The sequence below is a fragment of the Mycobacterium sp. NGS35 genome (genome assembly GCF_059812855.1).
The window spans coordinates 194,230-220,633 of sequence record NZ_JCALDL010000002.1 but is presented as its reverse complement, the minus strand read 5'-3'; the positions used below and the strand labels follow the sequence as shown (position 1 = coordinate 220,633).

The window sequence follows — 26,404 nt, the reverse complement described above, 5'->3', positions numbered from 1 at the left end:
TGTGGCGCGCCCGGCGGCCGAGGCCGGCTCGCAGGTCTTGTCGCAGTATCGCAGCCAGATCATCGACGCCTTCTGGACCACGATCAAACTCGCTCTCTACTCGGCGATTGGTGCGCTGGTGCTCGGCACAATGCTTGCCGCGATGCGCCTTTCGCCGGTGCCGATACTGCGGTGGCTGGGCGCGGCGTACGTCACCATCCTGCGCAACACGCCGCTGACGTTGATTCTGTTGTTCTGCTCGTTCGGTTTGGCACAAACCCTCGGAATCACACTCGCCTCGGGGAAGTCGCCAACCTTTATCGAAGACAGTAACTTTCGGCTGGCCGTGCTGGGGTTGGCGATCTACACCGCCGCCTTCGTGTGCGAGTCGGTCCGCGCCGGGGTGAACACCGTACCGCTCGGACAGGCCGAGGCGGCGCGTTCGCTGGGGCTGACGTTCAGTCAGAACTTGCGTATAGTCCTGCTGCCGCAGGCCTTTCGGGCGGTGATCGCGCCGCTGGGGTCGGTCCTCATCGCGCTCATCAAGAACACCACGATCGCCTCGGCGATCGGTGTAGCCGAGGCGGCGCTGCTGATGAAAGACATGATCGAGAACACCGCCGCACTGCTTGCCGTCGGCGCGATCTTCGCAGCCGGCTTCGTGGTGTTGACATTGCCGCTGGGTGTGCTCTTCACGTATCTCGGACGACGGTTGGCGGTAGCGAGGTGAGCGAATCGACAGTGCTCTACGACGTGCCAGGGCCTCGCGCGGTGGCACGCAACCGGATCGTCTCCGTCGTCATCGTGGTGGCGCTGGCCGCAGCGATGTGGGTGGTGATAGCCCGGCTCGACGCGAAAGATCAACTGAGCGCCCAGAAGTGGCGACCTTTCACGACGGCGAATCTGTGGCAGACCTACATCCTGCCCGGCGTCCAAGGCACGTTGACAGCGGCGGCGATATCCATCGTGCTCGCGTTTGCGTTGGGCGTGGTGCTGGGAGTGGGCCGGTTGTCGACATCGCGGGTGATCCGGTGGATGTCCGGCACGGTCGTCGAGTTCTTCCGCGCGGTGCCGGTACTGATCATGATGATCTTCGCGTATTTCCTGTATGCGCTGTACGACGTATTCCCGTCCAAGCAGTTGGCGTTGGCCGGTGTGGTGACAGGGTTGACGTTGTACAACGGCGCGGTGATCGCCGAGATCGTGCGCGCCGGGGTCAATGCGCTGCCCCGGGGCCAGTCCGAGGCCGCGTTGGCGCTCGGTCTACGTCCCAGCCAGACGATGCGGTTGATCCTGCTGCCGCAGGCGATCACGGCGATGCTGCCCGCGCTGGTTTCGCAATTGGTGGTGGTGCTCAAGGACACGGCCATCGGCTACCAGATCACATTTCTGGAGATGGTCCGCCAGGGCACCTTGATCGGTGCGCAGTACAGCAACTATGTGCCCGCTCTGGTGGTGATCGCTGTCCTGATGATCATGGCGAACGTGACGTTGTCATGGCTTGCCGGCCGGCTGGAGGCTAGGCTGCGTCGTCGTAGCCGTACCGCTGCGGCGACGGCGCCAGTCACACGAACGGCCGAAATGGACACGGCTGGAGCGTAGAGCTGCAGGGGGAAAGTTCTTGGGAGACAAGCTGCTCAGCCGCCGCCGCCTGCTGATACTTGGCGCCCTCGTGCTCGCGGTCATCGCCACCGTGGTGATCCTCGTGGTGAGGCAGCCGAGTGCAGACAAGATCACCATCGGCGTGAAGTACGACCAACCGGGTTTGTCGCTGAGAAAGCCGGACGGCTCGATGAGCGGTTTCGACGTGGATGTGGCGAGATATGTGGCCGGGCAGCTCGGATACCAGGATGACCGGATCGAGTGGAAGGAGGCGCGGCCGGCAGACCGCGAACAGCTGATCGAGCAGGGCGAGGTCGACTACGTCGTGGGCACGTATTCGATCACGCCAGAGCGTAAGCAGAAGATCGGCTTCGCCGGACCCTATTTCCAGTCGGGGCAAAGCCTGTTGGTGCGTGCGGACAACAACTACATCGTCGGCCCAGAGTCGTTGACTGGCAACCGGATCGTGTGCTCGGTGCCGGATTCCACATCGGCGCAGCGGATCAAGCAGAAGTATCCGGATGTGCAGTTGCGGTTGTATGACACGTACTCGGCGTGCGTGCAGGCGTTGAAGGACGGCATGGTAGAGGCGGTGACCACGGACGCGGTGATCCTGGCCGGCTACGCCGCACAGGATCCCGGCACGATGAAGCTTGTGGGGCAGCCGTTTTCGCTGGAACTGTACGGAATCGGACTGGCGAAGGACAACAATGATCTTCGGGTGAAGATCAATGGTGCGCTGCAGAAGATGATCGACAGCGGCGCATGGCAGGCGGCGTTCGACAAGAACCTGGGGCCGTCCGGCTACAAGGCGCCGCCGCCGCCGCGAATCGACCGGTATTGAGATTTGCCCCTGCGCCGAGTGTGAGGTTGTTCCACCCTTTTCATGATGAGGCGTGGCTCAACCCGACACTCGGCGCAGCAGCGCCCGGCTCAGCCGTCGTCGCGGCCAACCGCGCGCACCGTCGGACATCAGCGCCGCACGAGCGGCATTGCGACCGCACACACCGTGCACTCCCCCGCCCGGGGTGGCGCCCGCACTGCCGAGAAAGACGTTTTCGACCGGTGTCTCGGCTCGGCCGAATCCAGGGGCAGGCCGAAAAATCAACTGCTGGTACAGCTGAGACGTTCCACCGTTGACCGCTCCGCCGTGCAAGTTGGCGTCGCTGGCCTCGAGGTCGGAAGGCCGCTGAGTGACTTTGCCGACGACGTGCTCGCTGAACCCGGGCGCGTGTTCTTCGAGCACTTCGTCGACAGCCTGCGACAATCGGTCGGCGGACGCGTCGTCGAATACGCCGCGAGGCAAATGCGTGTAAGCCCAAGCACTTTCAGTGCCTGCTGGTGAGCGGGTGTGATCGGCGGTGGTCATCTGCCCGAACAACATGAACGGGCGCTGTGGAACGGTGGCGGTGTTCAAGTCGGCCATCCACCGCACCAGCCCGTCATGGTTGGCACCGAGGTGTACCGTGCCCGCTTCGGTCAAGGCCTTGGACCGCCATGGGATCGCAGAGTCCAAGGCATAGTTGATCTTCAAAACCGGTGTGTCCCAAACGAATCGGCTCATACCGCGAGACACCACGTCGGGGATCACATCGGCAGGGAGCAGTTCGCACAAGAGCCGCGGCGCAGACGTGTCAGCGATCACGGCCCGGCGCACCTGCACGGTCGTGCCGTCGGCGACGCGCACTCCGACGGCGCGGCCGCCGCGCACGTCGATCCCGACGACCTCGCGGCCGCACTGGATCTGCGCGCCGGCGGAGGTAGCCCTGTTGACCAGCGCCGCCGCCAGCTGACCGGCACCGCCGACGGGTACCGGCCAGCCACCGTCTTGGGCCATCATGATCAGCAGGTACCCCATCACCCCGCTACCGGGAGCGTCGATCGGCACATCGGCGTGCATTGCGTTTCCCAACAGCAAAAGCCGGGCCGCCTCGCCGCCGAAGAGCTGCTCAGCCATCACACCGGCGGGCAGCATGAGCATGTGGGCCAAATCGAGAGCGCCGGATGCGCCGAGCTTGCGTAAGAGCGCAGTTGCACCGCGAATCGGGGGGAACGGCGCAAACAGAGTTGCCAGCAGGCCGTCCTTGATGTCTTGCCACTGCTCGAACAACTCGGCCCACCGCTGCCCGTCGCCAGGATGGCGTCGGTCGAGTTCGGCCACGGTGCGGTGCAGGTCTCGGTAGATCAGCGGCGCATCCTCGTCATCAGCCGAGCTTGGATGTCCGACGACGGCTGGGGCATGAGTCCAGCGCAGCCCATGCTCTTCGAGGTTCAGCGCCTGCAGCGCCGGCGACACCACCGACAGCGGGTAGAACGCGCTGTACAAGTCGCTAATGTATCCCGGGAACAGTTCGGCGCTTTTGACCGCGCCGCCCGGTGCGGGTTGTGCTTCGAGCACGAGCACATCCCAGCCGGCATCGGCAAGCATCGCGGCAGCCACCAGCCCGTTGTGGCCGGCGCCGATGACGACCGCGTCAGCCGTTCGGCTGCTCACTGAGGCTCACTGCGGCGTTCGGCCAGAGCAGCCAGCCTGCGCAGGCATTCCTTGTTTCTGGGCCATGCCGCAGCCAGCGCCAGTCGGCGCGGCACCCAACTGAGCGGACCGCCGACAGGGACCTCAGCCATGTCGATCCGACATCCGTCTTCAGTATCGAAGAGCCGCAACGTTATTCGCGCCCCGCCGAACGGCCTGCCCTTTGCGAGGAGAACGATCTCTTCCTCCGGTTTGCACGACTCGACCTCGGTCTCATCGTTCAGCACCACCGGCCAAATGCCGATCGTATGGTGAATCTTGCTGCCCGGGGCGGGCCAGCGAGGATCGACTGCCCGCATCCTGGTGTTGCCGACCACCCATTGCGAATACGTCCAGCCGTCCGCGATCACCTCCCAGACCCGCTGACGCGTTGCCGTCGTGTCCCGCGTCGCGGTCAGTGGGCTGTCGGCTTCTTTCGGCGATGTCATTCCGCGTCCTTTCAGTGGCTTCCTGTTCGGGTGAGGATCAACCGGTTCGCAGCCGACTTCACCGAGTCGGGCAAGAACCAGTTAGTGACGCCTACAGCTTTCGAAATACATGACCCGCCAATGACCTTCCGATCGCCGCGCATCATCGCGGCATAGCCCTGCTCGGCCACTCGGCGTGGGTCTTCTTTGGGCATACGGCCGAGCAAGGTGTCGGCCATACCAGCGCGCGCGAAGAAGCGGGTCGCGGTAGGGCCAGGCATCAACGCGGTGACGCTGACTCCGGTGCCGCGCAACTCGTCGTGAAGAGCCAGGGCAAACGACTGGACGAACGATTTCGACGCGTTGTAGATCGACTGATCCCATCCGGGCATTCCCGCCACGATCGACGAGGTGAACAACGCCCTGCCGGCTCGGCGAGCAGCCATGTCTTTGATCACCAGCTTGGCCAGATGGACCGTGGAGCGCACGTTCAGCGCGACGATCGCGAGGTCGTCCTCCAGACTCCCCTCGAGAAAAGGCCCGGCCCGGCCGATACCGGCGTTGAGCACCGCCGCGTCAAGCGGGCGCCCGTCTTCGGTGACCGCGCGGTAGAGACGTTCGACTCCCTCGGGATGGCGAAGATCCACCTGAACCGGCCGGGCACGCACGCCAGCGTCGGCAAGCTCGTCGGCTCGTGAGACCACGGCTGGCTCGTCAGCGGCCAGGACCAGGTCGTATCGATCTCTGGCGAAGCATCGGGCCAGTTCGTATCCGATCCCGCTCGAGGCGCCCGTCACCAATGCGAGGCGGTTTTCCATCTCGGCTGGCTACCCTGAGCCAGCCACGCCAAACGCCCCACCCAGCGTCTACGTCCGCCGCCGCTCCAGCTCCAGCGCCAGCTCGGTCTTGACGACGTCGAAGCACAGGGCTTCGCTGTAGCCGCGCCGCGCCAGCATTCCGACCAGCCGCCGCATGACCTTGGCTTGGTCGCCGTCGAGGTTCTCCCGGCGCAGCTTCGTGCGGACCAGCGTGACGGCCCTGTCATGCTCACTAGCCGCATCGAGCCGACCCAGCGCCGCCTCGATGACGTCATTGTCGAGACCCTTGGTCCGCAACTCGGCGGCCAACGCGCGCTTGCCTTTTGAAGCGCTGGCTCCGCGTGACTGCACCCACTGCTCGGCAAACCCGACGTCGTCGACCAGACCGACATCAGTCAACCGATCCAGCACCTTGGCGCTGACGTCGTCGGGATAGCCACGCTTCTTCAGCTGTGCGGCCAGCTCTGCCCTGGTGCGGGCCCGCGCGGTGAGCAGGCGCAGACACAGTGCCCGCGCCTGCTCCTCGCGCTTCTCAGAAGTCGACGGGGGCTGGCAGTACGTCATCGGTGATCACGGCGCCAATGCCCAGCTTCTCCTTGATCTTCTTCTCGATCTCGTTGGCCACGTCGACGTTTTGGAGCAAGAAGTTGCGGGCGTTCTCCTTGCCCTGGCCCAGCTGCTCGCCTTCGTAGGTGAACCACGAACCGGACTTGCGGATGAAGCCCTGCTCCACCCCCATGTCGATCAGCGAGCCTTCGCGGCTGATGCCCTTGCCATACAGGATGTCGAACTCGGCCTGTTTGAACGGCGGGCTGACTTTGTTCTTGACGACCTTGACGCGGGTGCGGTTGCCCACCGCGTCGGTGCCGTCTTTCAGTGTCTCAATTCGCCTGACATCCAAGCGAACTGAGGCGTAGAACTTCAATGCCTTTCCGCCCGTGGTTGTTTCGGGGCTGTTGTGCACCATCACCCCGTCGGCGAAGTAGTTGTGCGAGCCTTCGACCTCGATGTCGAAGCGGTTCATCGACCGAGTGCGCGGCTTGACGTGGACGTCGAGGACGCGCGCGGGTACCAGCCGCTCCGAGGGTTCGACGAACTGCGGCGTCACCGTGCCCTGTCCGCGGAAACGAGGCAGCAACTTGTACTCCATCGACGGCGCGATGTAAGGCGCCACCAACTCTTGGAATTTCGCTGTGGCCTCCGTGGAGAACACCAACACTGCCCTACCAGCCCTGCCCAGCTGACGGAGTCTGACATCGAGGCCATGGGTGTCACGAAGATAGTCCCGCAATCTCATTCGGGTACCTTCGCTCATCGCCTCAACGCAGATCTCGATGCGGCCACTGCCCCCAGCGGTGCGCTGCTGCACTCCTTTCGACCGCACGGTGAAAGAGCCGTCGTCCATGTACCAGATCGCCAACGCCAGCGGGGTGAGCGCCTTGAGGTACTCCTCGGAGAAGAACTTCTTGCCGTCGCCGAGATAGACCGCACGCTGCAATTCAGCTAGTTCCGGCAACGGAGTGAAGTCCACGAAGCGAGCGCCTTTGTCGTTCACTCTCATCGTGTGCTTGATATTGCCCAGTAGGGCGGTCTTCCACTGCAGGTAGTCCACTTGCTTGGCGCCATGTCCCAACCGGAACCGCACACCGTTGCGGTTGCGCAGGTTCGGTGAAAGGTTGCCGTCTCCCATGAGCGAACCGAGCACCACCTGGAACTGTTGCTCGCTGAGCAGATGCGGCTCGCTCGCCATCACACGATCGCCCGCGATGATGTCACCAGCCTCCGTCCAACCAGCCGGCGTGCGGATGAGGTGGTTAGGCGTCATGGCGAACTGCGACTTGCCGTTTCCGCCGGACTTCTCGACGGTGAACTGCAAGAACCGCTCGGCGGGACCATTGTTGAACCAGTTCACGATCTTGCGGGGCACGATCCGGTCGGTGTCCGGGTCATAGGACAACACCTCGACGTCCATCTTCTGGTTGACGATCTTGCCGATCTTCTCGGTGGTGCCGTCGGCCAACTGGACGCGGGTGTCATAGGAACCGCACCCGAACATCACACCGATCTTTTCCCGCAGCTGGTTGATGAAGATCGCCGTCGTCCCCGAATTGCTCAGCGCGCCCGTGATCTTCCGCAGCGCCTGGCTCATCAACCGGGCCTGCAGACCGACGTGGCTGTCGCCCATTTCGCCTTCGATCTCCGCGCGCGGCACAAGCGCCGCCACCGAGTCGATCACGATGATGTCCAGCGCGCCGGAGCGGATCAGCATGTCGGCGATCTCCAGCGCCTGCTCGCCGGTGTCGGGCTGGCTCACCAACAGCGACTCGGTGTCCACACCGAGCTTCTTGGCGTATTCGGGGTCCAGCGCGTGCTCGGCGTCGATGAACGCCGCGATGCCGCCCTCCGCCTGGGCGTTGGCCACCGCGTGCAGAGCGACGGTGGTTTTACCCGAGGACTCGGGGCCGTAGATCTCGATGACCCGGCCTTTGGGCAGGCCTCCGATACCCAGCGCCACGTCGAGCGCGATCGAGCCTGTGGGGATCACCGAGATGGGTTGACGCACCTCGTCCCCCAGGCGCATCACCGAGCCTTTGCCATGGGCCTTCTCGATCTGGGCCAGCGCCAGTTCCAGCGCCTTGTCGCGGTCAGGAGCCTGAGTCATGAGTGATGCCTCTCTCACGTAGTGATGTTCGGTTGATCGAGGTCTCGATCAGTTGGTCGCGACGCTAGAGCAGACCACCGACAAGTCCCGTCCGCCGCACATCGACCACTGTAGACGAACATCTGTTCGACTCAAGATGACACGCCGAGCCACTCACCATTGGTCGCGAGGCACGTCGAAGTCGGCGCACAGCGCCCGCCAGACGTCACGAGGATCGACACCGTCCTCGATCGCCTGCGCCGCTGTGCGTCCTCCCAGACTGGTCAGCACATGGTCGACAAGCACCGACGCCCCATACGCGGCACCGAACTGTTTAGTGACCAGTTCGTGGAATTCCGTCAGCCGCATCGCAGCCCAAATTACGCCACCGCGTCGCGGCACACCCGTACCGGATCTGCCACGTCGCCGACGCTCGCGGCCGCCTGCCGCGCGGCCGCACGGTAACCGGGTGACGCCAGCACCTCCCCGACCGACGATGCCAGCGCCTCGGCGGTCAGCGGCCGAACCAGCCGCGCACTTCCTTGCCGCACAACGCGATTCGCGATCTCCCACTGGTCTCCGCCCCCGGGCACCACCACCAGCGGCACGCCGGCCAGCAGGGTCTTGCTCACCATCCCGTGCCCGCCGCCGCACACGACGACGTCGGCACGCGACAGCAGCCGGTCCTGACGCCCCAACCCGACGACCGCCCACGGCGGCGCCGGCAGATCCTCACCGGCGAGCCGCGACACCACCACCCGCGCCCCGTCCGGCAGCGTCGTGCCCGGAATCAAGCAGTCCAGCGCTACCTGCGCCAAGCCCAGCGCACCGGTCTGCGCCGTCGACGGCGCCACCACGACGACGGGCCCGTCGCCGGGCGGCAGCGACAACTCGGCGTCGGTGGGCTCGAAGTGCAGCGGCCCCACCACCACGGCCTCGGCCGGCCAATCCGGCCGAGGCACCTCCAACGCCGGCAAGGTCGCGATCAGCCGCCGCAGCGGATCGACACCCTTCGCCGGCAGCCCCACGGCCACCCGCGCCGCCGCGCGTTGCCGCTGCCCCTCCCGCAGCGAGCGCGCCGTCAGGCGGCGCATCACGGCGTCTCGCACGCGGCCGCGGATTCCGACACCGGGCGCGAGCCCACTTCCGATGGGCGGCAAGCCTTTTGACGGCAGATACAACGGATGGGGAGACAACTCGATCCACGGCACGCCGACCATCTCGGCGGCCAGCGCTCCGCAGGCGGTGATCACGTCGGACACGATCACGTCGAGCTCCAAGGCCGCCAGCGCAGGCGCATTGAGCACCGCCATCCGCGCCGCCCGCTGGTGGATCTTCGCGCCGGCGTCACGGTCGTCGTCGAGCTCGGTGGGGTCTAGGCCCAAAAGCTCGATCGCGTCGACACCCGCGGCGCGCGCGGTGTCCAGCCACTGCACGCCGGTCAGCAACGTCGGCTGATCACCGGCGGCCAGGAACTTCAGGCACAACGCGATGGCCGGGAACGAGTGCCCCGGATCAGGCCCGGCGACCACGGCCACACGCACCGGCCTACCCTGCCACACGCAATGCTCCTAGGCTGGCGGGCATGACCGATCAGCTGCCCGCCCGTCCAGTGACCACCGACCCGGCGGCCGTCGTCGAGCGCTTTCTCTACGCCCTGCGCGACAAGGATTTCGACGCCGCCGACGCCGCGCTCGCCGAGGACGTCGTCTACGAGAACGTCGGCTACTCGAGGGTTCGCGGCCGCCGGCGCACGATGAAACTCATGCGGGGGCTGAGCCGGCCCAGCGCGGGTTTCGACGTCAAGTTCCACCGGATTGCCACCGAAGGCTCGTCGGTGCTCACCGAACGCACTGACGTGCTGGCGTTCGGCCCGTTCCAGGCGCAGTTCTGGGTGTGCGGCGTGTTCGAGGTCCGCGACGGCCGAATCACGTTGTGGCGCGACTACTTCGACGCGGTGGACTTCCTCAAGGCGGTGGTGCGCGGGCTGCTCGCTATCGCGATCCCGCCGCTGCGGCGGTCGCTGTAGCTAGCCGATCAGCCGTCGAGGGCCGTTGAGTTCGTCGAACGCCTGCGCCCAGCCGAGCAGACGGTCGGTGGCGCCGACGAGCTCGTTGCGGTACTGCTGACGCGACATCGGCGAGCTCGACGTGGACACCAGCTGCGCGGCGGCGTTGACCATGTCGTGGTACTGGCGCACGCCGTGGTCGAGCTGCTGGGCGAAAGCGTGGATCGTCGGGCTCAGCGACACGCGTGACGACGGGGTGGCGCGCATGGTCTTCTCCATCGAGACGATGTCGCGGGCTGTGGCCGCCATCGTTGCGGCTGCCTCGTCGGCGGTTCGGGTCACTTCCTGAATTTCATTGGGCGGCAACAGCTCTGCGCGCTCGATGACCCCGAGCAACGAGAACATCCCGCGTTCTGCCGCGGCGAGCGCGGCCATGGGCTCCCGCGCCGCCGACCCGAACGGAGGCAGCCGGCGCACCACGCCCGGGCGGGGTGCGGGCAGTGGTTCCTTATGCAGCCAGCGCCACCGCAAGCCCAGCAGCGTCGCCAGCCAGGCCGATCCCACCGCGAACGCGCCGGGGATGGGCAGCGCCCACGCCGGCGTGCTCCACGACGCCAGTAACGCCGTCACCATCGCCCAGAACAAGAACGTGCCGGTAAACAACAGCGTCAGCCGCGCCGCCCAGCGGCGCTTGCGCAGTAGCCGCGCCCGCGGATCGGCGGCACGCTTGATCGTGTGCGCCAGCAGGTCGGCGTACTCACTGACGGTGTCGACACCCCGCTGCCGCAGCGAGCGGTAGGCGCTTCGAGGTTTCACCGCCATCGACACGGGCCTTACTGCTGGCTGAGGGGGTTCTGCTGCGCCGGCTCAGTAGCCGGGGTGGCCGGCGTGGGCGACGCTGTCGTGCCGCCGGCGGGCAGAGCCTCCCCACGCATCGACGCCCGGATCTGCTCGAGCCGCGAATGCCCGGCCATCTGCACGCTGGCCTGCTGTACCTCGAGCATCCGGCCCTGCACCGAGTTCTGCGCCAGCTCGGCGGCACCCAGCGCGTTGGCGTAGCGGCGTTCGATCTTCTCGCGGACCTCGTCGAGGCTGGGCGTGTTGCCCGGTGCGGCCAGCTCGCTCATCGACCGCAGCGACGCGCTGACCTGCTCCTGCATCTTGGCCTGCTCCAGCTGCGAGAGCAGCTTGGTGCGCTCAGCGATCTTCTGCTGCAGCACCATCGCGTTCTGCTCGACCGCCTTCTTGGCCTGCGCGGCAGCGTTGAGCGCCTGGTCATGCAGGGCTTTGAGGTCCTCGACGCTCTGCTCGGCCGTGACCAGCTGTGCCGCGAACGCCTCGGCAGCGTTGTTGTACTCGGCGGCCTTGGCTGCATCCCCTGCCGCAGTGGCCTGGTCGGCCAAGGTCAGCGCCTGGCGCACGTTGACCTGCAGCTTCTCCACGTCGGCGAGCTGACGGTTGAGCCGCATCTCCAGCTGACGCTGGTTGCCGATCACCTGGGCGGCCTGCTGGGTGAGCGCCTGGTGCTGGCGCTGTGCCTCCTCGATGGCCTGCTGGATCTGGACCTTCGGGTCGGCGTATTCGTCGACCTTGGACGAGAACAGCGCCATCATGTACTTCCACGCCTTGACGAACGGGTTGGCCATGAGTCGGTTCCACCTTCGTTTCTGGAGTTGGTGTCGTGCTGTCGGGCCTAGACAACGGGCGTGTGGCCAATTTATCCGTTTCCCGCCGTCAACCGCAGGGGGTCACGCGAGCGCCATCTGCTCTTCGGGCACGCCCTCGTCGGCCGCCAGGGAGACGACCGGCGGGATGACCACCTTGGTTGCCTCGTCGATGTTGGCCGCCGTGGTGACAACGTCGGCCACCTCGGCGCGCTCCTGACGCTGCAATTGGCGGCCGGCATCCGTGAGCACCTCGGACAGCGGGATGTCCAGCGCCCCGCAGATCGCAGTCAGTAGTTCGCTCGACGCTTCTTTGCGTCCCCGCTCCACCTCCGACAGATAGCCCAGGCTCACTCTCGCCGAGTCGGAAACCTCACGCAGGGTCCGCCCCTGCGACATGCGGGCGCGGCGAAGCACGTCGCCGATCACCTCGCGCAGCAACGCTGCCATGGTGCACTCCTTCAGTGGCGGATCTCTACGGACGACCTCTCCATTGGCAACGTCAGCCGCCCGCCGGATGGTTCCCGGCGGCCCGGTCCTCAGCCCGGCGTGCGCCCTTGACCGCCTGCGTGACGTAGTCGATTCCGGTGACCACCGTGAGCAGGATCGCGCCGGCCATGATCACCACCGCGGCGGTGTGCCACATCCCGGCCAGCGGCAGGATGAACAGCCCGATCGCGACCGTCTGCACCAGCGTCTTAAGCTTGCCGCCGCGGCTTGCCGGGATCACGCCGCGGTGCAGCACGGCGAACCGCAGCACGGTCACCCCGATCTCGCGGACGAGGATGACCACCGTCACCCACCAGGGCAATTCGTGCAGCAGGGAGAGCCCGACGAGCGCCGCGCCCAACAGCGCCTTGTCGGCTATCGGATCGGCCAGCTTGCCGAACTCGGTGATCATCCCGTAGCTGCGGGCCAACGCGCCGTCGAACCGGTCGGTGATCATGGCCACCGCGAAAATCACGAATGCCGCGATCCGCCAACGGCTTTCATCGCCACCGTCGGCGAACAGCGCGAACAGGAACACCGGCACGAGCACAAGCCGGACAGCGGTCAGCACGTTGGCGATATTGACCAGCCGCGCCGTCGGTGACGTGGTCGCCGCCGCCGGGTCACGTGAGGTGGGCGCTGGCACCGCATCAGAATATCCGTTGCACGCAGCCGATATGTTCGGTGTGTGAGCGACGCGCGTCCCGACGGCCTGGTGATTCGGCGGGCGAGAACATCCGACGTGCCGGCCATCAAGGACCTGGTCGACATCTACGCCGGCAGGATTCTGCTGGAGAAGAACCTCGTCACCCTGTACGAGGCAGTCCAGGAATTCTGGGTCGCCGAACTCGACGGCGAAGTGATCGGCTGCGGGGCTTTGCATGTGATGTGGTCGGACCTCGGCGAGGTACGCACGGTCGCCGTGCACCCGAAGGTCAAGGGCCAGGGCATCGGCCACGCGATCGTCGACCAGTTGCTCCGCGTCGCGCGCGAACTGGAGCTGCAGCGCGTGTTCGTGCTCACCTTCGAGACCGAATTCTTCAGCAAGCACGGCTTCGTCGAGATCGAAGGCACCCCCGTCACCGCGGAGGTCTACGAGGAGATGTGCCGCTCCTACGACACCGGTGTGGCGGAGTTTCTCGACCTGTCCTACGTCAAGCCCAACATTCTCGGAAACTCGCGAATGCTATTGATGCTCTAGGCGATTTCGGGGCGCTAACCGGCGCTCAGCGCCGGGAAACGCACCGAAATCGCTACTCGCCGTCGTCGGCGGCGTCGACGCCGCGGATCGACGCGAGCGTCGCGGCGAGTTCGTCGGGCTTGACCAGCACTTCGCGGGCCTTCGACCCCTCACTGGGGCCGACGATGCCGCGGGTTTCCATCAAATCCATGAGCCGTCCGGCCTTGGCGAACCCCACCCGCAGCTTGCGCTGCAGCATCGACGTCGATCCGAACTGCGACGACACCACCAGTTCCACGGCCTGCAGGAAGACGTCCATGTCGTCACCGATGTCAGGGTCGACCTCTTTGCGCTCGCCGCTGGTCTTGGTGGCGGTGACGCCCTCGGTGTACTGCGGCTCGGCCTGGGCTTTGCACGCGGCGACGACAGCGTGGATCTCTTCGTCGGTGATGTAGGCGCCCTGCAGCCGGATCGGCTTGTTGGCGCCCATCGGCAGAAACAGCCCGTCGCCCATCCCGATCAATTTCTCGGCGCCCTGCTGGTCGAGGATCACCCGGCTGTCGGTCAGCGACGACGTCGCGAAGGCCAACCGGGACGGCACGTTGGTCTTGATCAGCCCGGTCACGACGTCGACGGACGGGCGCTGCGTGGCCAGCACAAGATGGATGCCGGCGGCGCGGGCCTTCTGCGTGATCCGCACCACTGCGTCTTCGACGTCGCGCGGCGCCGTCATCATCAGGTCGGCGAGCTCGTCGACGATCGCCACCACATAGGGGTACGGCTGGTACTCGCGCTTGCTGCCCAGCGGCGTTGTGATCTGGCCCGCCTTGAGCTTGGCGTTGAAGTCGTCGATGTGACGCACCCGCGAGGCCTGCATGTCCTGGTAGCGCTGCTCCATCTCCTCGACCAGCCATGCCAGCGCGGCCGCCGCTTTCTTCGGCTGCGTGACGATCGGGGTGATCAGGTGCGGAATGCCTTCGTACGGCGTCAGTTCCACCATCTTGGGGTCGATCAGGATCATCCTGACCTCCTCCGGTGTGGCACGGGCCAGCAGCGACACCAGCATCGAGTTGATGAAGCTCGACTTGCCCGAACCGGTGGAACCGGCCACCAGCAGATGCGGCATCTTGGCGAGGTTCCACGAAACGTATTCGCCCTCAATGTCTTTCCCGAGCCCGATCACCAGCGGATGGTGGTCGCGACGGGTGGACGGGTCGGTGAGCACATCGGCCAGCCGCACCATCTCGCGGTCGACGTTGGGCACCTCGATGCCGACGGCGGATTTGCCGGGGATCGGCGCGAGCATCCGGACGCTCTCGGTGGCGACGGCGTAGGCGATGTTCTTCTGCAGCTGCGTGATCTTCTCGACCTTCACGCCGGGCCCGAGCTCTACCTCGTAGCGGGTGACGGTCGGGCCGCGAGTGCAGCCCGTGACGGCGGCGTCGACCTTGAACTGCTGCAGGACCGACGAGATCGCCTCGACCATGTGGTCGTTGCTTGCGCTGCGCCGCTTCGGCGGATCGCCGGGGATCAGCAGGTCCAGCGACGGCAGGACATAGGGACCTTCGACGACCCGGTCGAGCACGGCGAAATCCGCGGCGGCGGGCTTCTTCGCGCGGCGGCGCGGTTTGGTCTCGACGGGCGGCTCCGCCGCGACGGGAGGTTCGGGGATGGTCGGCGCGTCCTCGTCGAGCGGGTAGGCGTCGGCGTTCGGGTATCCGCCGTAAGCCGGTTTCGACGCCTGCGCCTCGTCGTAGTCGTCGTATTCGGACGAGTCGTCGTCCTTGTCGTCGTAGTCGTTGTCGTCGTAGTCGTTGTCGTCGTAGTCGTTGTCGTCGTCGTCGTACTCGTGCCGGGCGGGCAGGCCTCGGACGGCGAACATCGCGCGCAGCGTCGCCGGCACCTCGCGGACGGTGGTGCCTGAGAGCAGCAGCACGCCGAACAGCACCCCGATGAACAGCAGCGGCGCGGCGATCCACGCAGTCACGCCGTCCGCCAGCGGTCCGCCGATCGCGAACCCGACAAAACCGGCGGCGTGCTGGCGACCGGTAGGTGTCGACGGCGAACCGGACCACAAGTGCCAGAGTCCGAGAGCGGGCAGCGCGATCATGGTCGAGCCGAGCACCAGCCGGGGCCGCGCCTCCGGTTCGGGTTCGGTGCGGGTCAACGTCACCGCGACGGCGAGCGCGATGATCGGCAGGAGCACCACGGCCGAGCCGATCAGCGTGCGCAGCGCAGTATCCACCCACAGGCCGACAGGTCGGGCTGCGTCGAACCAGCTGCTGGCGGCGATCAGCACCGCAACGGCGATCAGTGCCAGCGCGATGCCGTCGCGGCGATGACCCGGCTCGATGTCGTGAGCCCGGCCCACCGACCGTGCCGCTGTGCCGGTAGCCCGGGCGACCAGCAGCCAGGTAGCCCGTGCGCCGCGGCCGACCGCAAACGCTCCGGCGGCGACGGATCCGCGGCCGGCCGGCTTGCGCCGATTGACCGGTTTCTTACGTGGTGCCGGCCGCGAGCCGCTCCGCGAACTGGCCTTTGACCTGGTCGTTCGACTCCCCGAGCGGGCTGCGGTCTTGCTGGGCATGCCGGCAAGCCTAGTCCCATGAGCCTCAATCGCACCATTCGCCACACTAGTTACAAAAGCGTCTCGTTATGCCGACTTGGCGGTCACGATGTCGTCGGCAAGCGGCGCTATCACCGCGATGATCTGGGTGACCGTCTCGCCCGGCACACCGGCTGCCTCCAGGCTTGCAGTCAGGTGGCCGGCGACCCGATCGAAGTGCCGCATCGTGATGCCGCGGCCTTGGTGTACCTGGCGCATCGACGCCCCGGTGTACGGCTCGGGTCCTCCGAGCGCGGCTGCGAAGAATTCGACTTGCCGGCCCTTGAGGCGCGACATGTTGACGCCGCTGAAGAAGCCGGCGAGTTCGGGATCGTCGAGCACACGGCCGTAGAAGTCGTCGACCACGGCGTCCAGGGCCACGGCTCCGCCGATTTGTGCGTAGATGGTGGACATGCCGACCAGCGAACGGCACCGACGTTGCGGAGTCATTGTCGCGGAGTGGCACGGTCGCTACGAAGTGCTCACGGTTACGGTGAAGCGGATCTCATCCGCATTGAACCGAGGAGTCACATGGCCGTTGTCGTCGTCGCCACCATGACCGCCAAGCCCGAGTCCGTCGACACTGTGCGCGACGCCTGTAAGCGGGCGATCGAAGCGGTGCACCAGGAGCCCGGCTGTGAGCTGTACGCGCTGCACGAGAGCAATGGCACGTTCGTGTTCGTCGAGCAGTGGGCCGACGAGGAGGCGCTCAAGACGCACAGCACCGCACCCGCGATCGCGACGTTGTTCGGTGAGGTCGGCGAGCACCTGGACGGCGCGCCCGACATCAAGATGCTGCAACCCGTGCCTGCGGGCGATCCGGCCAAGGGCACGCTGCGGGGCTAGCAGATGGGTTCGCTAGACGGAAAGGTCGCGTTTGTCACCGGCGCGGGCCGCGGGCAGGGTCGCGCCCACGCAGTGAAGCTGGCCTCCGAAGGCGCCGACGTCATCGCCGTCGATCTGTGCGACCAGATCGCCTCGGTCCCTTACCCTTTGGCTACTGCCGACGACCTGGCTGCGACGGTGAAGCTGGTGGAGGAGACCGGGGCACGCATTGTCGCCACAGAGGCCGACGTGCGTCACGCGGCCGGGTTGGCCAGCGCGTTGCAGCCGGGGGTCGACGAGCTCGGCGGGCTGGACATCGTCGTTGCCAATGCCGGAATCGCCCCGATGCAAGCCGGTGTGGACGGCTGGCGAGACGTGATCGACGTCAACCTCACCGGCGCGTTCCACACCGTGGAGGCCGCGAAGCCCATCATGGTCGAGCAGGGCCGCGGCGGGTCGATCATACTGATCAGCTCGGTGATGGGACTGGTCGGCGGTGGCAGCGAGGATCCCGGGTCCATCGGCTACGCGGCCGCCAAGCACGGGATGGTCGGGCTGATGCGGGTGTACGCGAATCACCTTGCGCCGCATAAGATCCGGGTGAATTCCATACACCCGGCCGGTGTCGACACCCCGATGATCAACAACGAGTTCATCCGCGGATGGCTCGAGGAGGTGGTCGGCACGGCCGACGTCGACATGGGCAATGCGTTGCCTGTCGACGTGCTGGCGCCAGAGGACATCGCCAACGCGGTGGCGTTTCTGGTGTCCGACGCTGCCCGCTACATCACCGGCGTGACACTGCCCGTCGACGCCGGATACGTCAACAAGCGCTGACGCCGTCGAAACCCCGGGCGTCAGACCTCGATGACTGTCGGCACAATCATCGGCTGACGACGGTATGTCTCGCCCACCCATTTGCCGACGGTGCGCCGCACCGCCTGGGCGATCCGCGTGGGCTCGGTAACCCGTTCCTGCGCAAGCAGTTCCAGCTCTGCTTCGACCTTGCGCATGGCCGGCTCCAGCGCCTTAGGGTCTTCCGAGAAACCCCGCGACATCAGATGCACGGGCGCGGCCGGGCGACCAGTCCCCCGACGCACCACCACCGTCACCGCCACGAAGCCCGACGACAGGATCAACCGCTCGCCCAGCGTCGCATCGCCGACGTCGCCCAGCACCAGCCCGTCGACGAACATCTTGCCGACGTGGACCGCTCCGGAGATGCGCGCCCTGCCTGCGACCAAGTCGACGCTGACACCGTTCTCCGCCAAAAGAATCGACTCTTCGGGCACACCGGTCTTGGCAGCCAGCGCGGCGTTGGCCCGCAGATGCCGCCAGGTGCCGTGCACAGGCATCACGTTGCGCGGCCGGACCCCGTTGTACAGGAACAGCAACTCCCCGGCGTGAGCGTGACCCGAAACATGCACGCGCACTTGGTTATTGGTGACCACGCGAGCGCCGATCTTCGACAATGCGTCGATGACGCCGTACACCGCCTCTTCGTTGCCGGGAATCAGCGACGACGACAGCACGATGAGATCGCCTGCGGTCAGCGTGATGCTGCGGTGCTCGCCACGGCTCATCCGCGACAGCGCCGACATCGGCTCGCCCTGCGTGCCGGTGGTGATCAGCACCACCCGCTCGGGCGGCATCTCCTCCGCGGCGCCGATATCCACCACGTCGTCGTCGGCGACCTGCAGGAACCCCAGTTCTCGTGCGATGCCCATGTTGCGCACCATCGACCGGCCGACGAATGACACCTTGCGGCCCAACGACACCGACGCGTCGATGATCTGTTGCACCCGAGCCACATTGGATGCGAAGCATGCGACGATCACCCGACCGTCGGCCGAGCGGATCAGCCGGTGCAGCGCGGGTCCGATCTCGCTTTCCGACGGGCCGACACCCGGCATTTCGGCGTTGGTGGAGTCGACGAGCAGCAGATCCACGCCGCTGTCGCCGAGCCGCGACATGCCGGGCAGGTCGGTCGGGCGACCATCCAACGGCAACTGGTCGAACTTGATGTCGCCGGTATGCAGAACGGTGCCGGCGCCGGTGTCGATCGCAATGGCCAGCGCGTCGGGAATCGAATGGTTGACCGCGAAATAGCGGCACTCGAACACGCCGTAGCGCTGCTTTTGCCCTTCGGAGACCTCGATCAACGTCGGCTTGAGGCGGTGTTCGCGGCACTTCTCGGCGACCAGAGCCAGCGTGAACTTCGAACCGACGACGGGGATGTCGCCGCGCAGTTTCAACAGGTACGGGATGGCCCCAATGTGGTCTTCGTGCGCGTGGGTGAGCAGCAGCGCCTCGACGTCGTCGAGCCGGTTTTCGATGTGGCGCAGGTCGGGCAGGATCAAGTCGACCGCAGGTTCGTCGTGACCGGGAAACAGCACCCCGCAGTCGACGATCAACAACCGGCCGAGATGCTCGAAAACGGTCATGTTGCGGCCGATTTCGCCGATCCCGCCCAGTGCCGTCACGCGAAGCGCGCCGGGCGCCAACGGCCCCGGCGGCGTGAGCTCGGCCATCAGCGCAGGACCGCAGCGGCGCGCATGTCGGCGGCCAGTGCGTCGACTTCTGCTGGGGTGGCGGCGACTTGGGGCAACCGCGGATCACCGACGTCGATGCCCTGCAGACGCAGGCCGGCCTTGACCATGGTGACACCGCCGAGCCGCTTCATCGCGTCGCACAGTGGGCTCAGCGACACGTTGATCTTGCGGGCGGTCGCGACGTCTCCGGATTCGAACGCGGACAACAGCTCTCGCAGCTGGCCGGCGGCCAGGTGGGAGATCACGCTGATGAAGCCGATGGCGCCCATGGCCAGCCACGGCAGGTTCAGCGGGTCGTCACCGGAGTAGTACGCGAGCTTGGTCGACGCGATGATCTCGGCGGCCCCGTGCAGATCGCCTTTGGCGTCCTTGACAGCGACGATGTTGGGATGGTCGGCCAGTGCGCGGATGGTGTCGAAGTCGATGGGTATCACCGACCGCGGCGGGATGTCGTAGAGCACCACCGGCACGTTCACCGCGTCGGCAACGGCGGTGAAGTGAGCGACCAGTCCGGACTGCGGCGGCCTCGAGTAGTAGGGGGTGACGACGAGAAGGCCGTGCGCCCCTTCGGCTTCGCATGCCTTGGCCAGCTTGATGCTGTGCGCTGTGTCGTAGGTGCCGGCACCGGCGGTCACCTTGGCGCGGTCGCCGACGGCTTCCAGGACCGCGCGCAGCAGGGCGATCTTCTCGTCATCGGAGGTAGTGGGGGCCTCGCCGGTGGTGCCCGACACCACCAGCCCGTCGCATCCCGACTCGACGAGGTGGGTGGCCAGCCGCGCAGCGGCGGACAGGTCCAGCGAGCCGTCTGGTGCAAACGGCGTCACCATCGCGGTCAGCACGGTGCCCAGTCGCGCGCCGACGTCGATTCCGCTGGTGCTCACAGGCACTTAGGCTACCCGTCAAGCCTCGGTTGCCAGAGGAGACGTCGCGACCTCCGTCCCGTCGGCAAGCGTGGTGATCGCGAAGTCGGCGAACACCGCGGGCGCGACATCGGCGAGCTGGCGCAGGCAGGCGATTGCCAGCCGGCGGATCTCGACGTCGGCGTGTTCACTGGCCCGCGTCGCGATGAAGTGCCGCCACGCCCGGAAGTTGCCCGTGACCACGATGCGGGTCTCGGTGGCGTTGGGCAGCACCGCCCGCGCCGCCTGGCGGGCCTGCTTGCGTCGCAGGACCGCGTTCGGCTGGTCGGCGAACTTGGCTTCGAGCCTGTCCAGGAGCGTGGTGTACGCGTGACGGCTGGCGTCGGCCGCGTCGAGGAACAGCTGCTGTAACTCCGGATCGTCTTCGATGCCCGGCGGCAGCACCACCTGGGATTCGCGCTCGTGGACGAAGCGCTGCGACAGCTGCGAGTAGGAGAAGTGCCGGTGGCGGATCAGCTCGTGGGTGCAAGAGCGGGAGATCCCGGTGATGTAGAACGACACCGACGCATGCTCGAGCACCGAGAAGTGCCCGACGTCGATGATGTGCCGCAGGTATGCGGCGTTGGTCGCCGTCCGCGGATTCGGCTTCGACCAGCTCTGGTAGCAGGCGCGGCCGGCGAACTCGAGCAGCGCCTGCCCGCCGTCCGCGTCCGTGTTCCACGGGACGTCGGGCGGCGGGACGAACTCGGTCTTCGCGATCAGCTGCACCTTGAGCGGCGCGGTCTGGGCCACGGTGCGCAAGCCTAACCGGCGATTTCGGTGCGTAAACAGGCGCTCAGCGCCGTTTTGCGCACCGAAGTCGCAACTCGTCGACCAAGTTGCCACGCTCGCCGACGGCCACTTCGCTCAGCCCGAGCCACGTCGCCATGTTCTGCAATTGCTCGGCCAACGCGGTCGCAACTCCCGACGGCGACTCCCCCGGCTCGACGAAGGCACCGACGACGTGCAGCGCGTCGTCGGTGCGCTTGAGGTCGACGCGGCCGACCAGCCGGCCGTCGAGCAAGAACGGCCAGACGTAATAGCCGTAGCGACGCTGAGCCGCGGGCGTGTAGATCTCGATGCGGTAGTGGAAACCGAACACCCGCTGAACACGGGGCCGGAAGAAGATCAGCGGGTCGAACGGGCACAGCAGCGCCGTGCCGCGGTCGCGGCGCGGCACCATCTGCCCGGTACGCAGATACGCAGGCGCGGTCCAGTCCTCGACGTCGACGCGTTGCAACTCACCGGCTGCCAACAGCGCGGCGATCGCGGGCTTGACCTGACGGGCCGACAGCCGGAAGTAGTCGCGGATGTCAGCCTCAGTACCCACACCCAGTGCCGTCGCCGCCCGCAGCGTCAGCTGCCGGATGGCCTCGTCGTCGTCGAGGCGGCGCGCCAGCACCTCCGGCGGCAGCACCCGCTCGGTCAGGTCGTAGTGACGTGCGAAACCGACGCGCGTGGCCGTCGTCAGTACTCCCGACGCGAACAAGGCCTCAGCCACCCATTTGGTGTCGCTGCGGTTCCACCATGCCCCTTTGGCGCGCCGCGGCTCGGACTCGAGATACTCCTCGATCTGGCCGGCCGTGGACGGGCCCAGTTCGGCGACCGCAGCGATGATGTCCTCGGCGAGTTGTGGATTGGCCTTGACGATGTGCTTGCCCCACCGGCCGTACCGGTACTCGCGCATCCGCCAGCGCATCAGCGGCCAGTCGTCGACCGACATCAGCGCGGCTTCGTGCGCCCAGTACTCGACGAGCAACCGCGGTGAGCGCGCGCTGTGACTCCACGCCGCCCTGTCCAGCAGTGCGCGGTCGTAGGGTCCCAGCCGGCTGAACACCGGCGCGTAATGAGCGCGGACCGCTACCGATACCGAATCAAGCTGAAGTACTTGGATTCTCGCTATCAAGCGACGCAGATGCGCACGGGTGACGCGTGCGGGCACCGGCTCGGCGAATCCTTGGGCGGCGACCGCGATCCGACGAGCCTGATCGCGGGTGAGGACCGTCATCGCCGACGGTAGGTGCTGAACCGGTAGCGCAGGCCACTGCGGCTCGACTGCCACTCCGAGTCCTCGGCAACCCAGCTCTCGTCGAGAACCGGAGCCACTGCGTCGTCGTCCTGCCGCGGGATGTCCAGATCGATCTCCGTGACCTCGCACACCGACGCGTGGGGCAGCGCCAGCGGATAGATCTCCCCTCCCCCGATCACCCACACCTGTTGATCTGTGAGCGCATCGTGCAGTGACGTCACCACGTCGGCTCCGTCGGCGCCGTAGTCGGATTGTCGGGTGACGACGACGTTGCGGCGCCCCGGCAGCGGACGAACCTTGGGCGGCAACGACTCCCAGGTGCGCCGGCCCATCACGACGGTGTGGCCCATCGTGAGTTCTTTGAAGCGGGCCATGTCTTCGGGCAGGCGCCACGGGATACCGCCGGCGCGACCGATCACCCCCGAAGTCGTTTGGGCCCAGATCAGCCCAACGTGCGTCATACCGCCACGGGCGCCTTGATCGCCGGATGCGGGTTGTAGTTGACGATCGCGATGTCGTCGTAGGTGTAGTCGAACAGCGAATCCCGGTGCGCGAGAACAAGTTGCGGGTACGGGCGAGGCTCACGGCTCAGCTGCTCGGCGACCTGCTCGACGTGGTTGTCGTAGATGTGGCAGTCGCCGCCGGTCCAGACGAACTCGCCTACGCGCAGCCCGGCCTGAGCGGCCATCATGTGGGTGAGCAACGCATAGCTGGCGATGTTGAACGGCACGCCGAGGAACAGGTCGGCACTGCGCTGGTACAGCTGACAACTGAGCCGGCCGTCGGCGACGTAGAACTGGAACAGCGCATGGCACGGGGCCAGCGCCATCTTGGGGATGTCGGCCACATTCCACGCCGATACGATGATCCGTCGGGAATTCGGGTCGGTGCGCAGCAACTCGAGCGCGGCGCTGATCTGGTCGATGTGCTCACCCGACGGTGTAGGCCAAGACCGCCACTGCACGCCGTAGACCGGCCCCAAATCCCCTGTCTCCGAAGCCCATTCGTCCCATATCGTGACGCCGTGCTCGCGCAGCCAGCCGACGTTGGAGTCGCCACGCAGAAACCACAGCAGCTCGTAGATGACCGACTTGACGTGAACCTTCTTGGTGGTGATCAGCGGAAATCCGGCGGACAGGTCGTAGCGCAGCTGATGACCGAACAGGCTTCTTGTGCCAGTGCCGGTGCGGTCCGATTTCGGCGTTCCCCGCTCCATCACCAGGCGCAGCAGATCCTCGTAAGGCGTGGCGATCGGCACGTCGGTCAGCTTACTTGTCGGGACGGCAGGTAGAACGGAACCATGCCGAGCGTCGCAACCACCGTCAGCACCCCGGACGGGTCCTGCCCCGTCACCCTGCACACGCCTCACGGCAGCGGCCCGTGGCCGGCCGTCGTCATGTACCCGGATGCCGGCGGCGTGCGCGACACGTTCCACGAGATGGCCGACACGCTGGCCGGGTTCGGTTACGCGGTGCTGCTGCCCGACGTTTACTACCGCCACCCCGGCTGGCGGCCGTTCGACATGAAGACCGCGTTCAGCGACGCGGTCGAGCGCAAGCGGTTGTTCGGGATGATCGGCAGCATCAGCCAGGACATGATGGCCTCCGATGCGGCCGCCTTCTTCGACTTTCTCGAGCAGCGGCCCGAGGTGCGCGGGGACCGGTTCGGCGTGTGCGGCTATTGCATGGGCGGGCGGATCTCGGTGATCGTCGCGGGCCGGGTGCCCCATCGGGTGGCGGCGGCCGGGTCGATTCACGGCGGTGGACTGGTCACCGACGGCGAAGACAGTCCGCATCTGCTTGCCGATCGGATGACCGCGACCGTGTACGTGGCCGCAGCCGAGAACGACGGGTCGTTCACTGCAGAGCAGGCGGAGATTCTGGACAAGGCACTCGAGGCCGCCGGGGTGCCGCACACGATCGAGACCTACCCTGCCGCACACGGATTCGCGGTGCCGGACAACGTACCGTACAACCCGCAAGCCGCCGAGCGGCATTGGCTTGCGCTGCAGCGCTTGTTCGAGGCGGCGCTGCCGGGCTAGCGCTTCGGACGGCGCAGCAGCGCCGCCAGGCTGCGGCGAATGCCACGGAACGCGTAGAACGCGGAAACGATGCAGATGGCGATCAGCACCACCAGCATGGGCAGCCAGTTGTTGCCGTGCTTGTCCTTGGTCCACCAGATGATGGTGAACAAGACCGCGGAGATGAACAGGATGATGTCGCGCCAGTTGCCCTGGTAGCCGGCAGCGGCCACTCTGAGTCGGCGGGTGCGTTCGTTGGCCTCGACGAGATCGTCGATGCGCTGGTCGATCGTGCGCTGCAGGGCGGCACGGCGAGCCGCTTGCTCCGGCGGCAGGGCCTGCAACAACTCCATGTCTTGTTTGATCGTGCCCCGGAAGTCAGGGCCCTTCAGCTGGCCGGCCGCCAAACCCAGCATGGCTCCCCCGGCCAGGGGCGCGGCGCCGATGGCGAGTTCGGCAAGACCGGGCATGTGGCAGTCCTCTCGTCACTCCATCAACAGTGCGGCCAGCGTGCCACCGAGTTCATAGCCCTGTTCGCGCTTTGCCGAAGTCACTGCGCCGGTGACTTCAAGCGTCCCGGCAGCTTTGGTCAGTTCCAGTCCGGTGGCGAGCTTCTCGACGGCCGCCGCCGCGCCGACCGTGTCGTTGTTGCCGTGCACCCACAGCCCATACGGCCGCCCCGCGACGTGATCAAGGCTTGGGTAATAGACGGTGTCGAAGAAATGCTTGAGAGCACCGGACATGTACCCGAAGTTGGCCGTCGTACCGAATAGGTAGCCGTCGGCGTGCAGCATGTCGGGCAAGGTGGCCGCCAGTGCCGGCCGCACCACCACGTCGACGCCGTGAATGTCCGGGTCGTTGGCTCCGGCAAGAACAGCTTCCAGGAGCTCGCGGGTGGACGGGGACGGGGTGTGATGCACGACCAGCAGCGTCTTGGTCATCGCCTGGCCTCGCGGGCTTGCATGTCGACGGCCTTGCTCATCGCCTTGCGGGCCCGAGCCCGGTCACCGGCATAGTCGTAGGCGCGAGCGAGCCGATACCACCGGCGCCAGTCGTCGGGATCGCGGTCGAGTTCTTCACGCACAGCGTCGAACAGCGCATCAGCCGCATCGCGCCGGATCCGACCGGACGGCAGCCGCGCAACCGCGCTGACATCGAGCTCCATGCCGTCGTCGTGGATGAGGTGGGCCAGGCGCTGGTGAGCCAGGCCCGCACGAAGCGTACTGACCATCACCCAGAGACCGATGAGCGGAAGGACCATCAGGGCCAGGCCGAGCCCGATCGCTGCGGCTTGACCCGAGACCACGAGCGCGGTGGCGATGCGGCCCAGCATCACGAAGTAGACGATCAGCGCGACGCAGAAGAAACCGATCAGCAGCTGGATGCGGCGCGCGTCGTTCACAGGTCGAGCAGCGGTTCGATGCCGACGGTCAAACCCGGCCTCTCTCGGATGCGCCGCACCGCGAGCAGCACGCCGGGGACGAACGACGTGCGGTCGATGCTGTCGTGACGAATAGTCAGCGTCTCCCCTTCGGTGCCGAACAGCACCTCCTGATGCGCGACGAGCCCGGCCAGCCGCACGGAGTGCACCGGGATGCCGTCGACATCGGCGCCCCGTGCGCCCGGCAACGCACTCGAGGTGGCATCGGGGTTGGGCGGCAGACCTTTTCGCGCCTCGGCGATCAGCTTTGCGGTGCGCGCCGCGGTGCCCGACGGCGCGTCGGCCTTATTGGGGTGGTGCAGTTCGACGACCTCGACGGATTCGAAGAACCGGGCCGCCTCTTGGGCGAAGCGCATCGACAGGACGGCGCCGATCGCGAAGTTCGGCGCAATCAGAACCGCCGCCTGAGGCTTGTCTTCAAGCCATTCTTCGACTTGCCGCAATCGGTCGTCGGTGAATCCGGTCGTGCCGACGACCGCGTGAATTCCGTTGTCTATCAGAAACTTCAGGTTGTCCATCACGACGTCGGGATGGGTGAAGTCGATGACGACTTCGGTGTCGGTGTCGACGAACAGCGACAGCGGATCACCGGCGTCGACCTCCGCGGAAAGCGTCAGATCGTCAGCCTTCTCGACGGCCGCGACCATCGTCGCACCGACCTTGCCTTTGGCACCCAGTACTCCGACTCGCATGCCGTGCAGCCTACTGCGGC

Annotated in this window: 31 protein-coding genes; 8 read left to right on the top strand and 23 right to left on the bottom strand. The window is 66.4% G+C overall.

What is annotated here, in order from left to right; translation table 11 throughout:
• Window positions 1-37: 37 nt before the first annotated feature.
• From AC5Y4C_RS06035 to AC5Y4C_RS06025, 3 genes are all read left to right on the top strand, one after another.
• Window positions 38-709, top strand: coding sequence for an amino acid ABC transporter permease (locus AC5Y4C_RS06035; RefSeq protein ID WP_499963242.1), 672 nt, complete (start codon window positions 38-40; stop codon window positions 707-709).
• On the top strand, window positions 706-1,581 hold the full coding sequence (locus tag AC5Y4C_RS06030; RefSeq protein WP_499963050.1) for an amino acid ABC transporter permease: 876 nt from the start codon (window positions 706-708) through the stop codon (window positions 1,579-1,581). The genes AC5Y4C_RS06035 and AC5Y4C_RS06030 overlap by 4 nt, the downstream gene beginning before the upstream one ends.
• Before the next feature lie 70 nt (window positions 1,582-1,651).
• Window positions 1,652-2,425: a glutamate ABC transporter substrate-binding protein gene (locus AC5Y4C_RS06025; RefSeq protein WP_499910633.1), complete on the top strand. Its 774-nt coding sequence runs from the start codon at window positions 1,652-1,654 to the stop codon at window positions 2,423-2,425.
• Between the two features lie 57 nt (window positions 2,426-2,482).
• Here the strand turns inward: AC5Y4C_RS06025 and AC5Y4C_RS06020 are convergent, their stop codons facing one another.
• The 7 genes from AC5Y4C_RS06020 to AC5Y4C_RS05990 form a co-directional block, all read right to left on the bottom strand.
• Entirely contained in the window at window positions 2,483-4,075 is a 1,593-nt protein-coding gene (locus AC5Y4C_RS06020) for a phytoene desaturase family protein (RefSeq protein ID WP_499963052.1), read from the bottom strand.
• Window positions 4,072-4,542 carry an SRPBCC family protein gene (locus AC5Y4C_RS06015; protein ID WP_499948402.1) on the bottom strand — a complete coding sequence of 157 codons (471 nt, stop codon included), beginning with the start codon at window positions 4,540-4,542 and terminating at the stop codon, window positions 4,072-4,074. Before AC5Y4C_RS06015 ends, AC5Y4C_RS06020 begins: the two co-directional genes overlap by 4 nt.
• An 11-nt stretch (window positions 4,543-4,553) precedes the next feature.
• Complete coding sequence (locus AC5Y4C_RS06010) at window positions 4,554-5,339, bottom strand: SDR family NAD(P)-dependent oxidoreductase (RefSeq protein ID WP_499963054.1); 786 nt, start codon at window positions 5,337-5,339, stop codon at window positions 4,554-4,556.
• A gap of 48 nt (window positions 5,340-5,387) precedes the next feature.
• A complete protein-coding gene (gene recX, locus AC5Y4C_RS06005) occupies window positions 5,388-5,903 on the bottom strand; it encodes a recombination regulator RecX (RefSeq protein WP_499963056.1) in 516 nt (171 codons plus the stop codon).
• Window positions 5,872-8,001, bottom strand: coding sequence for an intein-containing recombinase RecA (recA, locus tag AC5Y4C_RS06000; protein ID WP_499963058.1), 2,130 nt, complete (start codon window positions 7,999-8,001; stop codon window positions 5,872-5,874). The genes recX and recA overlap by 32 nt, the downstream gene beginning before the upstream one ends.
• A 153-nt stretch (window positions 8,002-8,154) precedes the next feature.
• Entirely contained in the window at window positions 8,155-8,349 is a 195-nt protein-coding gene (locus tag AC5Y4C_RS05995; protein WP_499910425.1) for a DUF3046 domain-containing protein, read from the bottom strand.
• A gap of 11 nt (window positions 8,350-8,360) precedes the next feature.
• Entirely contained in the window at window positions 8,361-9,524 is a 1,164-nt protein-coding gene (locus tag AC5Y4C_RS05990) for a glycosyltransferase (protein WP_499963060.1), read from the bottom strand.
• A gap of 32 nt (window positions 9,525-9,556) precedes the next feature.
• On the opposite strand from AC5Y4C_RS05990, the gene AC5Y4C_RS05985 reads away from it, so the two are divergent.
• Complete coding sequence (locus tag AC5Y4C_RS05985) at window positions 9,557-10,009, top strand: limonene-1,2-epoxide hydrolase family protein (RefSeq protein WP_499910630.1); 453 nt, start codon at window positions 9,557-9,559, stop codon at window positions 10,007-10,009.
• On the opposite strand, the gene pspM is transcribed toward AC5Y4C_RS05985, so the two are convergent.
• From pspM to pgsA, 4 genes are all read right to left on the bottom strand, one after another.
• Window positions 10,010-10,810 carry a phage shock envelope stress response protein PspM gene (gene pspM / locus AC5Y4C_RS05980; protein ID WP_499963061.1) on the bottom strand — a complete coding sequence of 267 codons (801 nt, stop codon included), beginning with the start codon at window positions 10,808-10,810 and terminating at the stop codon, window positions 10,010-10,012. It abuts the gene before it with no gap.
• A gap of 11 nt (window positions 10,811-10,821) precedes the next feature.
• Window positions 10,822-11,634 (bottom strand): phage shock protein PspA, encoded by an 813-nt coding sequence (gene pspA / locus AC5Y4C_RS05975; RefSeq protein ID WP_499910419.1) that lies wholly within the window; start codon window positions 11,632-11,634, stop codon window positions 10,822-10,824.
• Between the two features lie 102 nt (window positions 11,635-11,736).
• Window positions 11,737-12,102, bottom strand: coding sequence for a transcriptional regulator ClgR (gene clgR / locus AC5Y4C_RS05970; protein WP_499948398.1), 366 nt, complete (start codon window positions 12,100-12,102; stop codon window positions 11,737-11,739).
• 52 nt (window positions 12,103-12,154) lie between these two features.
• A complete protein-coding gene (gene pgsA, locus AC5Y4C_RS05965; RefSeq protein ID WP_499948396.1) occupies window positions 12,155-12,787 on the bottom strand; it encodes a CDP-diacylglycerol--glycerol-3-phosphate 3-phosphatidyltransferase in 633 nt (210 codons plus the stop codon).
• A 42-nt stretch (window positions 12,788-12,829) separates the two neighbouring features.
• Here pgsA and AC5Y4C_RS05960 point away from each other — a divergent pair, with 42 nt between their 5' ends.
• Window positions 12,830-13,342 (top strand): amino-acid N-acetyltransferase, encoded by a 513-nt coding sequence (locus tag AC5Y4C_RS05960; RefSeq protein ID WP_499948394.1) that lies wholly within the window; start codon window positions 12,830-12,832, stop codon window positions 13,340-13,342.
• A 52-nt stretch (window positions 13,343-13,394) separates the two neighbouring features.
• Here the strand turns inward: AC5Y4C_RS05960 and AC5Y4C_RS05955 are convergent, their stop codons facing one another.
• Window positions 13,395-15,908, bottom strand: a complete 2,514-nt coding sequence (locus AC5Y4C_RS05955; protein WP_499963064.1) for an FtsK/SpoIIIE family DNA translocase — start codon at window positions 15,906-15,908, stop codon at window positions 13,395-13,397.
• A 66-nt stretch (window positions 15,909-15,974) separates the two neighbouring features.
• Window positions 15,975-16,340, bottom strand: a complete 366-nt coding sequence (locus tag AC5Y4C_RS05950; RefSeq protein WP_499963066.1) for a group I truncated hemoglobin — start codon at window positions 16,338-16,340, stop codon at window positions 15,975-15,977.
• A 117-nt stretch (window positions 16,341-16,457) separates the two neighbouring features.
• Here AC5Y4C_RS05950 and AC5Y4C_RS05945 point away from each other — a divergent pair, with 117 nt between their 5' ends.
• The gene (locus AC5Y4C_RS05945) at window positions 16,458-16,772 is read left to right on the top strand and encodes a putative quinol monooxygenase (RefSeq protein ID WP_499910403.1); all 315 of its coding nucleotides are present in this window, start codon (window positions 16,458-16,460) and stop codon (window positions 16,770-16,772) included.
• A gap of 3 nt (window positions 16,773-16,775) precedes the next feature.
• The gene (locus AC5Y4C_RS05940) at window positions 16,776-17,588 is read left to right on the top strand and encodes a mycofactocin-coupled SDR family oxidoreductase (protein WP_499963068.1); all 813 of its coding nucleotides are present in this window, start codon (window positions 16,776-16,778) and stop codon (window positions 17,586-17,588) included.
• A gap of 20 nt (window positions 17,589-17,608) precedes the next feature.
• On the opposite strand, the gene AC5Y4C_RS05935 is transcribed toward AC5Y4C_RS05940, so the two are convergent.
• From AC5Y4C_RS05935 to AC5Y4C_RS05910, 6 genes are read right to left on the bottom strand one after another with little or no spacing between them, the layout of a single operon-like run.
• The gene (locus tag AC5Y4C_RS05935) at window positions 17,609-19,282 is read right to left on the bottom strand and encodes a ribonuclease J (RefSeq protein ID WP_499910399.1); all 1,674 of its coding nucleotides are present in this window, start codon (window positions 19,280-19,282) and stop codon (window positions 17,609-17,611) included.
• Window positions 19,282-20,184 carry a 4-hydroxy-tetrahydrodipicolinate synthase gene (gene dapA, locus AC5Y4C_RS05930; RefSeq protein ID WP_499910397.1) on the bottom strand — a complete coding sequence of 301 codons (903 nt, stop codon included), beginning with the start codon at window positions 20,182-20,184 and terminating at the stop codon, window positions 19,282-19,284. The genes AC5Y4C_RS05935 and dapA overlap by 1 nt, the downstream gene beginning before the upstream one ends.
• Window positions 20,185-20,202: 18 nt before the next feature.
• Window positions 20,203-20,955 carry an FAD-dependent thymidylate synthase gene (gene thyX / locus AC5Y4C_RS05925; protein ID WP_499963070.1) on the bottom strand — a complete coding sequence of 251 codons (753 nt, stop codon included), beginning with the start codon at window positions 20,953-20,955 and terminating at the stop codon, window positions 20,203-20,205.
• Window positions 20,956-20,998: 43 nt separating this feature from the next.
• On the bottom strand, window positions 20,999-22,210 hold the full coding sequence (locus tag AC5Y4C_RS05920; RefSeq protein WP_499963244.1) for a winged helix-turn-helix domain-containing protein: 1,212 nt from the start codon (window positions 22,208-22,210) through the stop codon (window positions 20,999-21,001).
• On the bottom strand, window positions 22,207-22,692 hold the full coding sequence (locus AC5Y4C_RS05915) for a dihydrofolate reductase (protein WP_499910393.1): 486 nt from the start codon (window positions 22,690-22,692) through the stop codon (window positions 22,207-22,209). Before AC5Y4C_RS05915 ends, AC5Y4C_RS05920 begins: the two co-directional genes overlap by 4 nt.
• Complete coding sequence (locus tag AC5Y4C_RS05910; protein WP_499963072.1) at window positions 22,689-23,489, bottom strand: thymidylate synthase; 801 nt, start codon at window positions 23,487-23,489, stop codon at window positions 22,689-22,691. Before AC5Y4C_RS05910 ends, AC5Y4C_RS05915 begins: the two co-directional genes overlap by 4 nt.
• A 42-nt stretch (window positions 23,490-23,531) precedes the next feature.
• Here AC5Y4C_RS05910 and AC5Y4C_RS05905 point away from each other — a divergent pair, with 42 nt between their 5' ends.
• Window positions 23,532-24,272 (top strand): dienelactone hydrolase family protein, encoded by a 741-nt coding sequence (locus tag AC5Y4C_RS05905; protein ID WP_499963073.1) that lies wholly within the window; start codon window positions 23,532-23,534, stop codon window positions 24,270-24,272.
• Here the strand turns inward: AC5Y4C_RS05905 and AC5Y4C_RS05900 are convergent.
• The 4 genes from AC5Y4C_RS05900 to dapB are packed head-to-tail and all read right to left on the bottom strand — an operon-like array spanning window position 24,269 to window position 26,384.
• A complete protein-coding gene (locus tag AC5Y4C_RS05900) occupies window positions 24,269-24,721 on the bottom strand; it encodes a hypothetical protein (RefSeq protein ID WP_499910386.1) in 453 nt (150 codons plus the stop codon). The two genes, AC5Y4C_RS05905 and AC5Y4C_RS05900, sit on opposite strands and share 4 nt — an antisense overlap.
• A gap of 15 nt (window positions 24,722-24,736) precedes the next feature.
• Window positions 24,737-25,192: a flavodoxin family protein gene (locus AC5Y4C_RS05895; protein WP_499963075.1), complete on the bottom strand. Its 456-nt coding sequence runs from the start codon at window positions 25,190-25,192 to the stop codon at window positions 24,737-24,739.
• Window positions 25,189-25,653 carry a hypothetical protein gene (locus AC5Y4C_RS05890; RefSeq protein ID WP_499910378.1) on the bottom strand — a complete coding sequence of 155 codons (465 nt, stop codon included), beginning with the start codon at window positions 25,651-25,653 and terminating at the stop codon, window positions 25,189-25,191. The genes AC5Y4C_RS05895 and AC5Y4C_RS05890 overlap by 4 nt, the downstream gene beginning before the upstream one ends.
• Window positions 25,650-26,384 carry a 4-hydroxy-tetrahydrodipicolinate reductase gene (gene dapB / locus AC5Y4C_RS05885; protein ID WP_499963077.1) on the bottom strand — a complete coding sequence of 245 codons (735 nt, stop codon included), beginning with the start codon at window positions 26,382-26,384 and terminating at the stop codon, window positions 25,650-25,652. The genes AC5Y4C_RS05890 and dapB overlap by 4 nt, the downstream gene beginning before the upstream one ends.
• Between the last annotated feature and the right edge of the window lie 20 nt (window positions 26,385-26,404).

Bases quoted from the DNA above. Each gene is read 5' to 3' on its own strand.
- AC5Y4C_RS05945 (WP_499910403.1), top strand. From the start codon at position 16,458: ATGGCCGTTGTCGTCGTCGCCACCATGACCGCCAAGCCCGAGTCCGTC.
- AC5Y4C_RS05935 (WP_499910399.1), bottom strand. From the start codon at position 19,282: ATGGCCGAGCTCACGCCGCCGGGGCCGTTGGCGCCCGGCGCGCTTCGC.
- pspA (WP_499910419.1), bottom strand. From the start codon at position 11,634: ATGGCCAACCCGTTCGTCAAGGCGTGGAAGTACATGATGGCGCTGTTC.
- recX (WP_499963056.1), bottom strand. From the start codon at position 5,903: ATGACGTACTGCCAGCCCCCGTCGACTTCTGAGAAGCGCGAGGAGCAG.
- AC5Y4C_RS05920 (WP_499963244.1), bottom strand. From the start codon at position 22,210: ATGACGGTCCTCACCCGCGATCAGGCTCGTCGGATCGCGGTCGCCGCC.
- AC5Y4C_RS06010 (WP_499963054.1), bottom strand. From the start codon at position 5,339: ATGGAAAACCGCCTCGCATTGGTGACGGGCGCCTCGAGCGGGATCGGA.
- AC5Y4C_RS06015 (WP_499948402.1), bottom strand. From the start codon at position 4,542: ATGACATCGCCGAAAGAAGCCGACAGCCCACTGACCGCGACGCGGGAC.
- AC5Y4C_RS05950 (WP_499963066.1), bottom strand. From the start codon at position 16,340: ATGTCCACCATCTACGCACAAATCGGCGGAGCCGTGGCCCTGGACGCC.
- dapB (WP_499963077.1), bottom strand. From the start codon at position 26,384: ATGCGAGTCGGAGTACTGGGTGCCAAAGGCAAGGTCGGTGCGACGATG.
- AC5Y4C_RS05900 (WP_499910386.1), bottom strand. From the start codon at position 24,721: ATGCCCGGTCTTGCCGAACTCGCCATCGGCGCCGCGCCCCTGGCCGGG.
- AC5Y4C_RS05895 (WP_499963075.1), bottom strand. From the start codon at position 25,192: ATGACCAAGACGCTGCTGGTCGTGCATCACACCCCGTCCCCGTCCACC.
- AC5Y4C_RS05915 (WP_499910393.1), bottom strand. From the start codon at position 22,692: ATGACGCACGTTGGGCTGATCTGGGCCCAAACGACTTCGGGGGTGATC.
- AC5Y4C_RS05940 (WP_499963068.1), top strand. From the start codon at position 16,776: ATGGGTTCGCTAGACGGAAAGGTCGCGTTTGTCACCGGCGCGGGCCGC.
- pspM (WP_499963061.1), bottom strand. From the start codon at position 10,810: ATGGCGGTGAAACCTCGAAGCGCCTACCGCTCGCTGCGGCAGCGGGGT.
- AC5Y4C_RS05995 (WP_499910425.1), bottom strand. From the start codon at position 8,349: ATGCGGCTGACGGAATTCCACGAACTGGTCACTAAACAGTTCGGTGCC.
- AC5Y4C_RS05905 (WP_499963073.1), top strand. From the start codon at position 23,532: ATGCCGAGCGTCGCAACCACCGTCAGCACCCCGGACGGGTCCTGCCCC.
- clgR (WP_499948398.1), bottom strand. From the start codon at position 12,102: ATGGCAGCGTTGCTGCGCGAGGTGATCGGCGACGTGCTTCGCCGCGCC.
- AC5Y4C_RS05955 (WP_499963064.1), bottom strand. From the start codon at position 15,908: ATGCCCAGCAAGACCGCAGCCCGCTCGGGGAGTCGAACGACCAGGTCA.
- recA (WP_499963058.1), bottom strand. From the start codon at position 8,001: ATGACTCAGGCTCCTGACCGCGACAAGGCGCTGGAACTGGCGCTGGCC.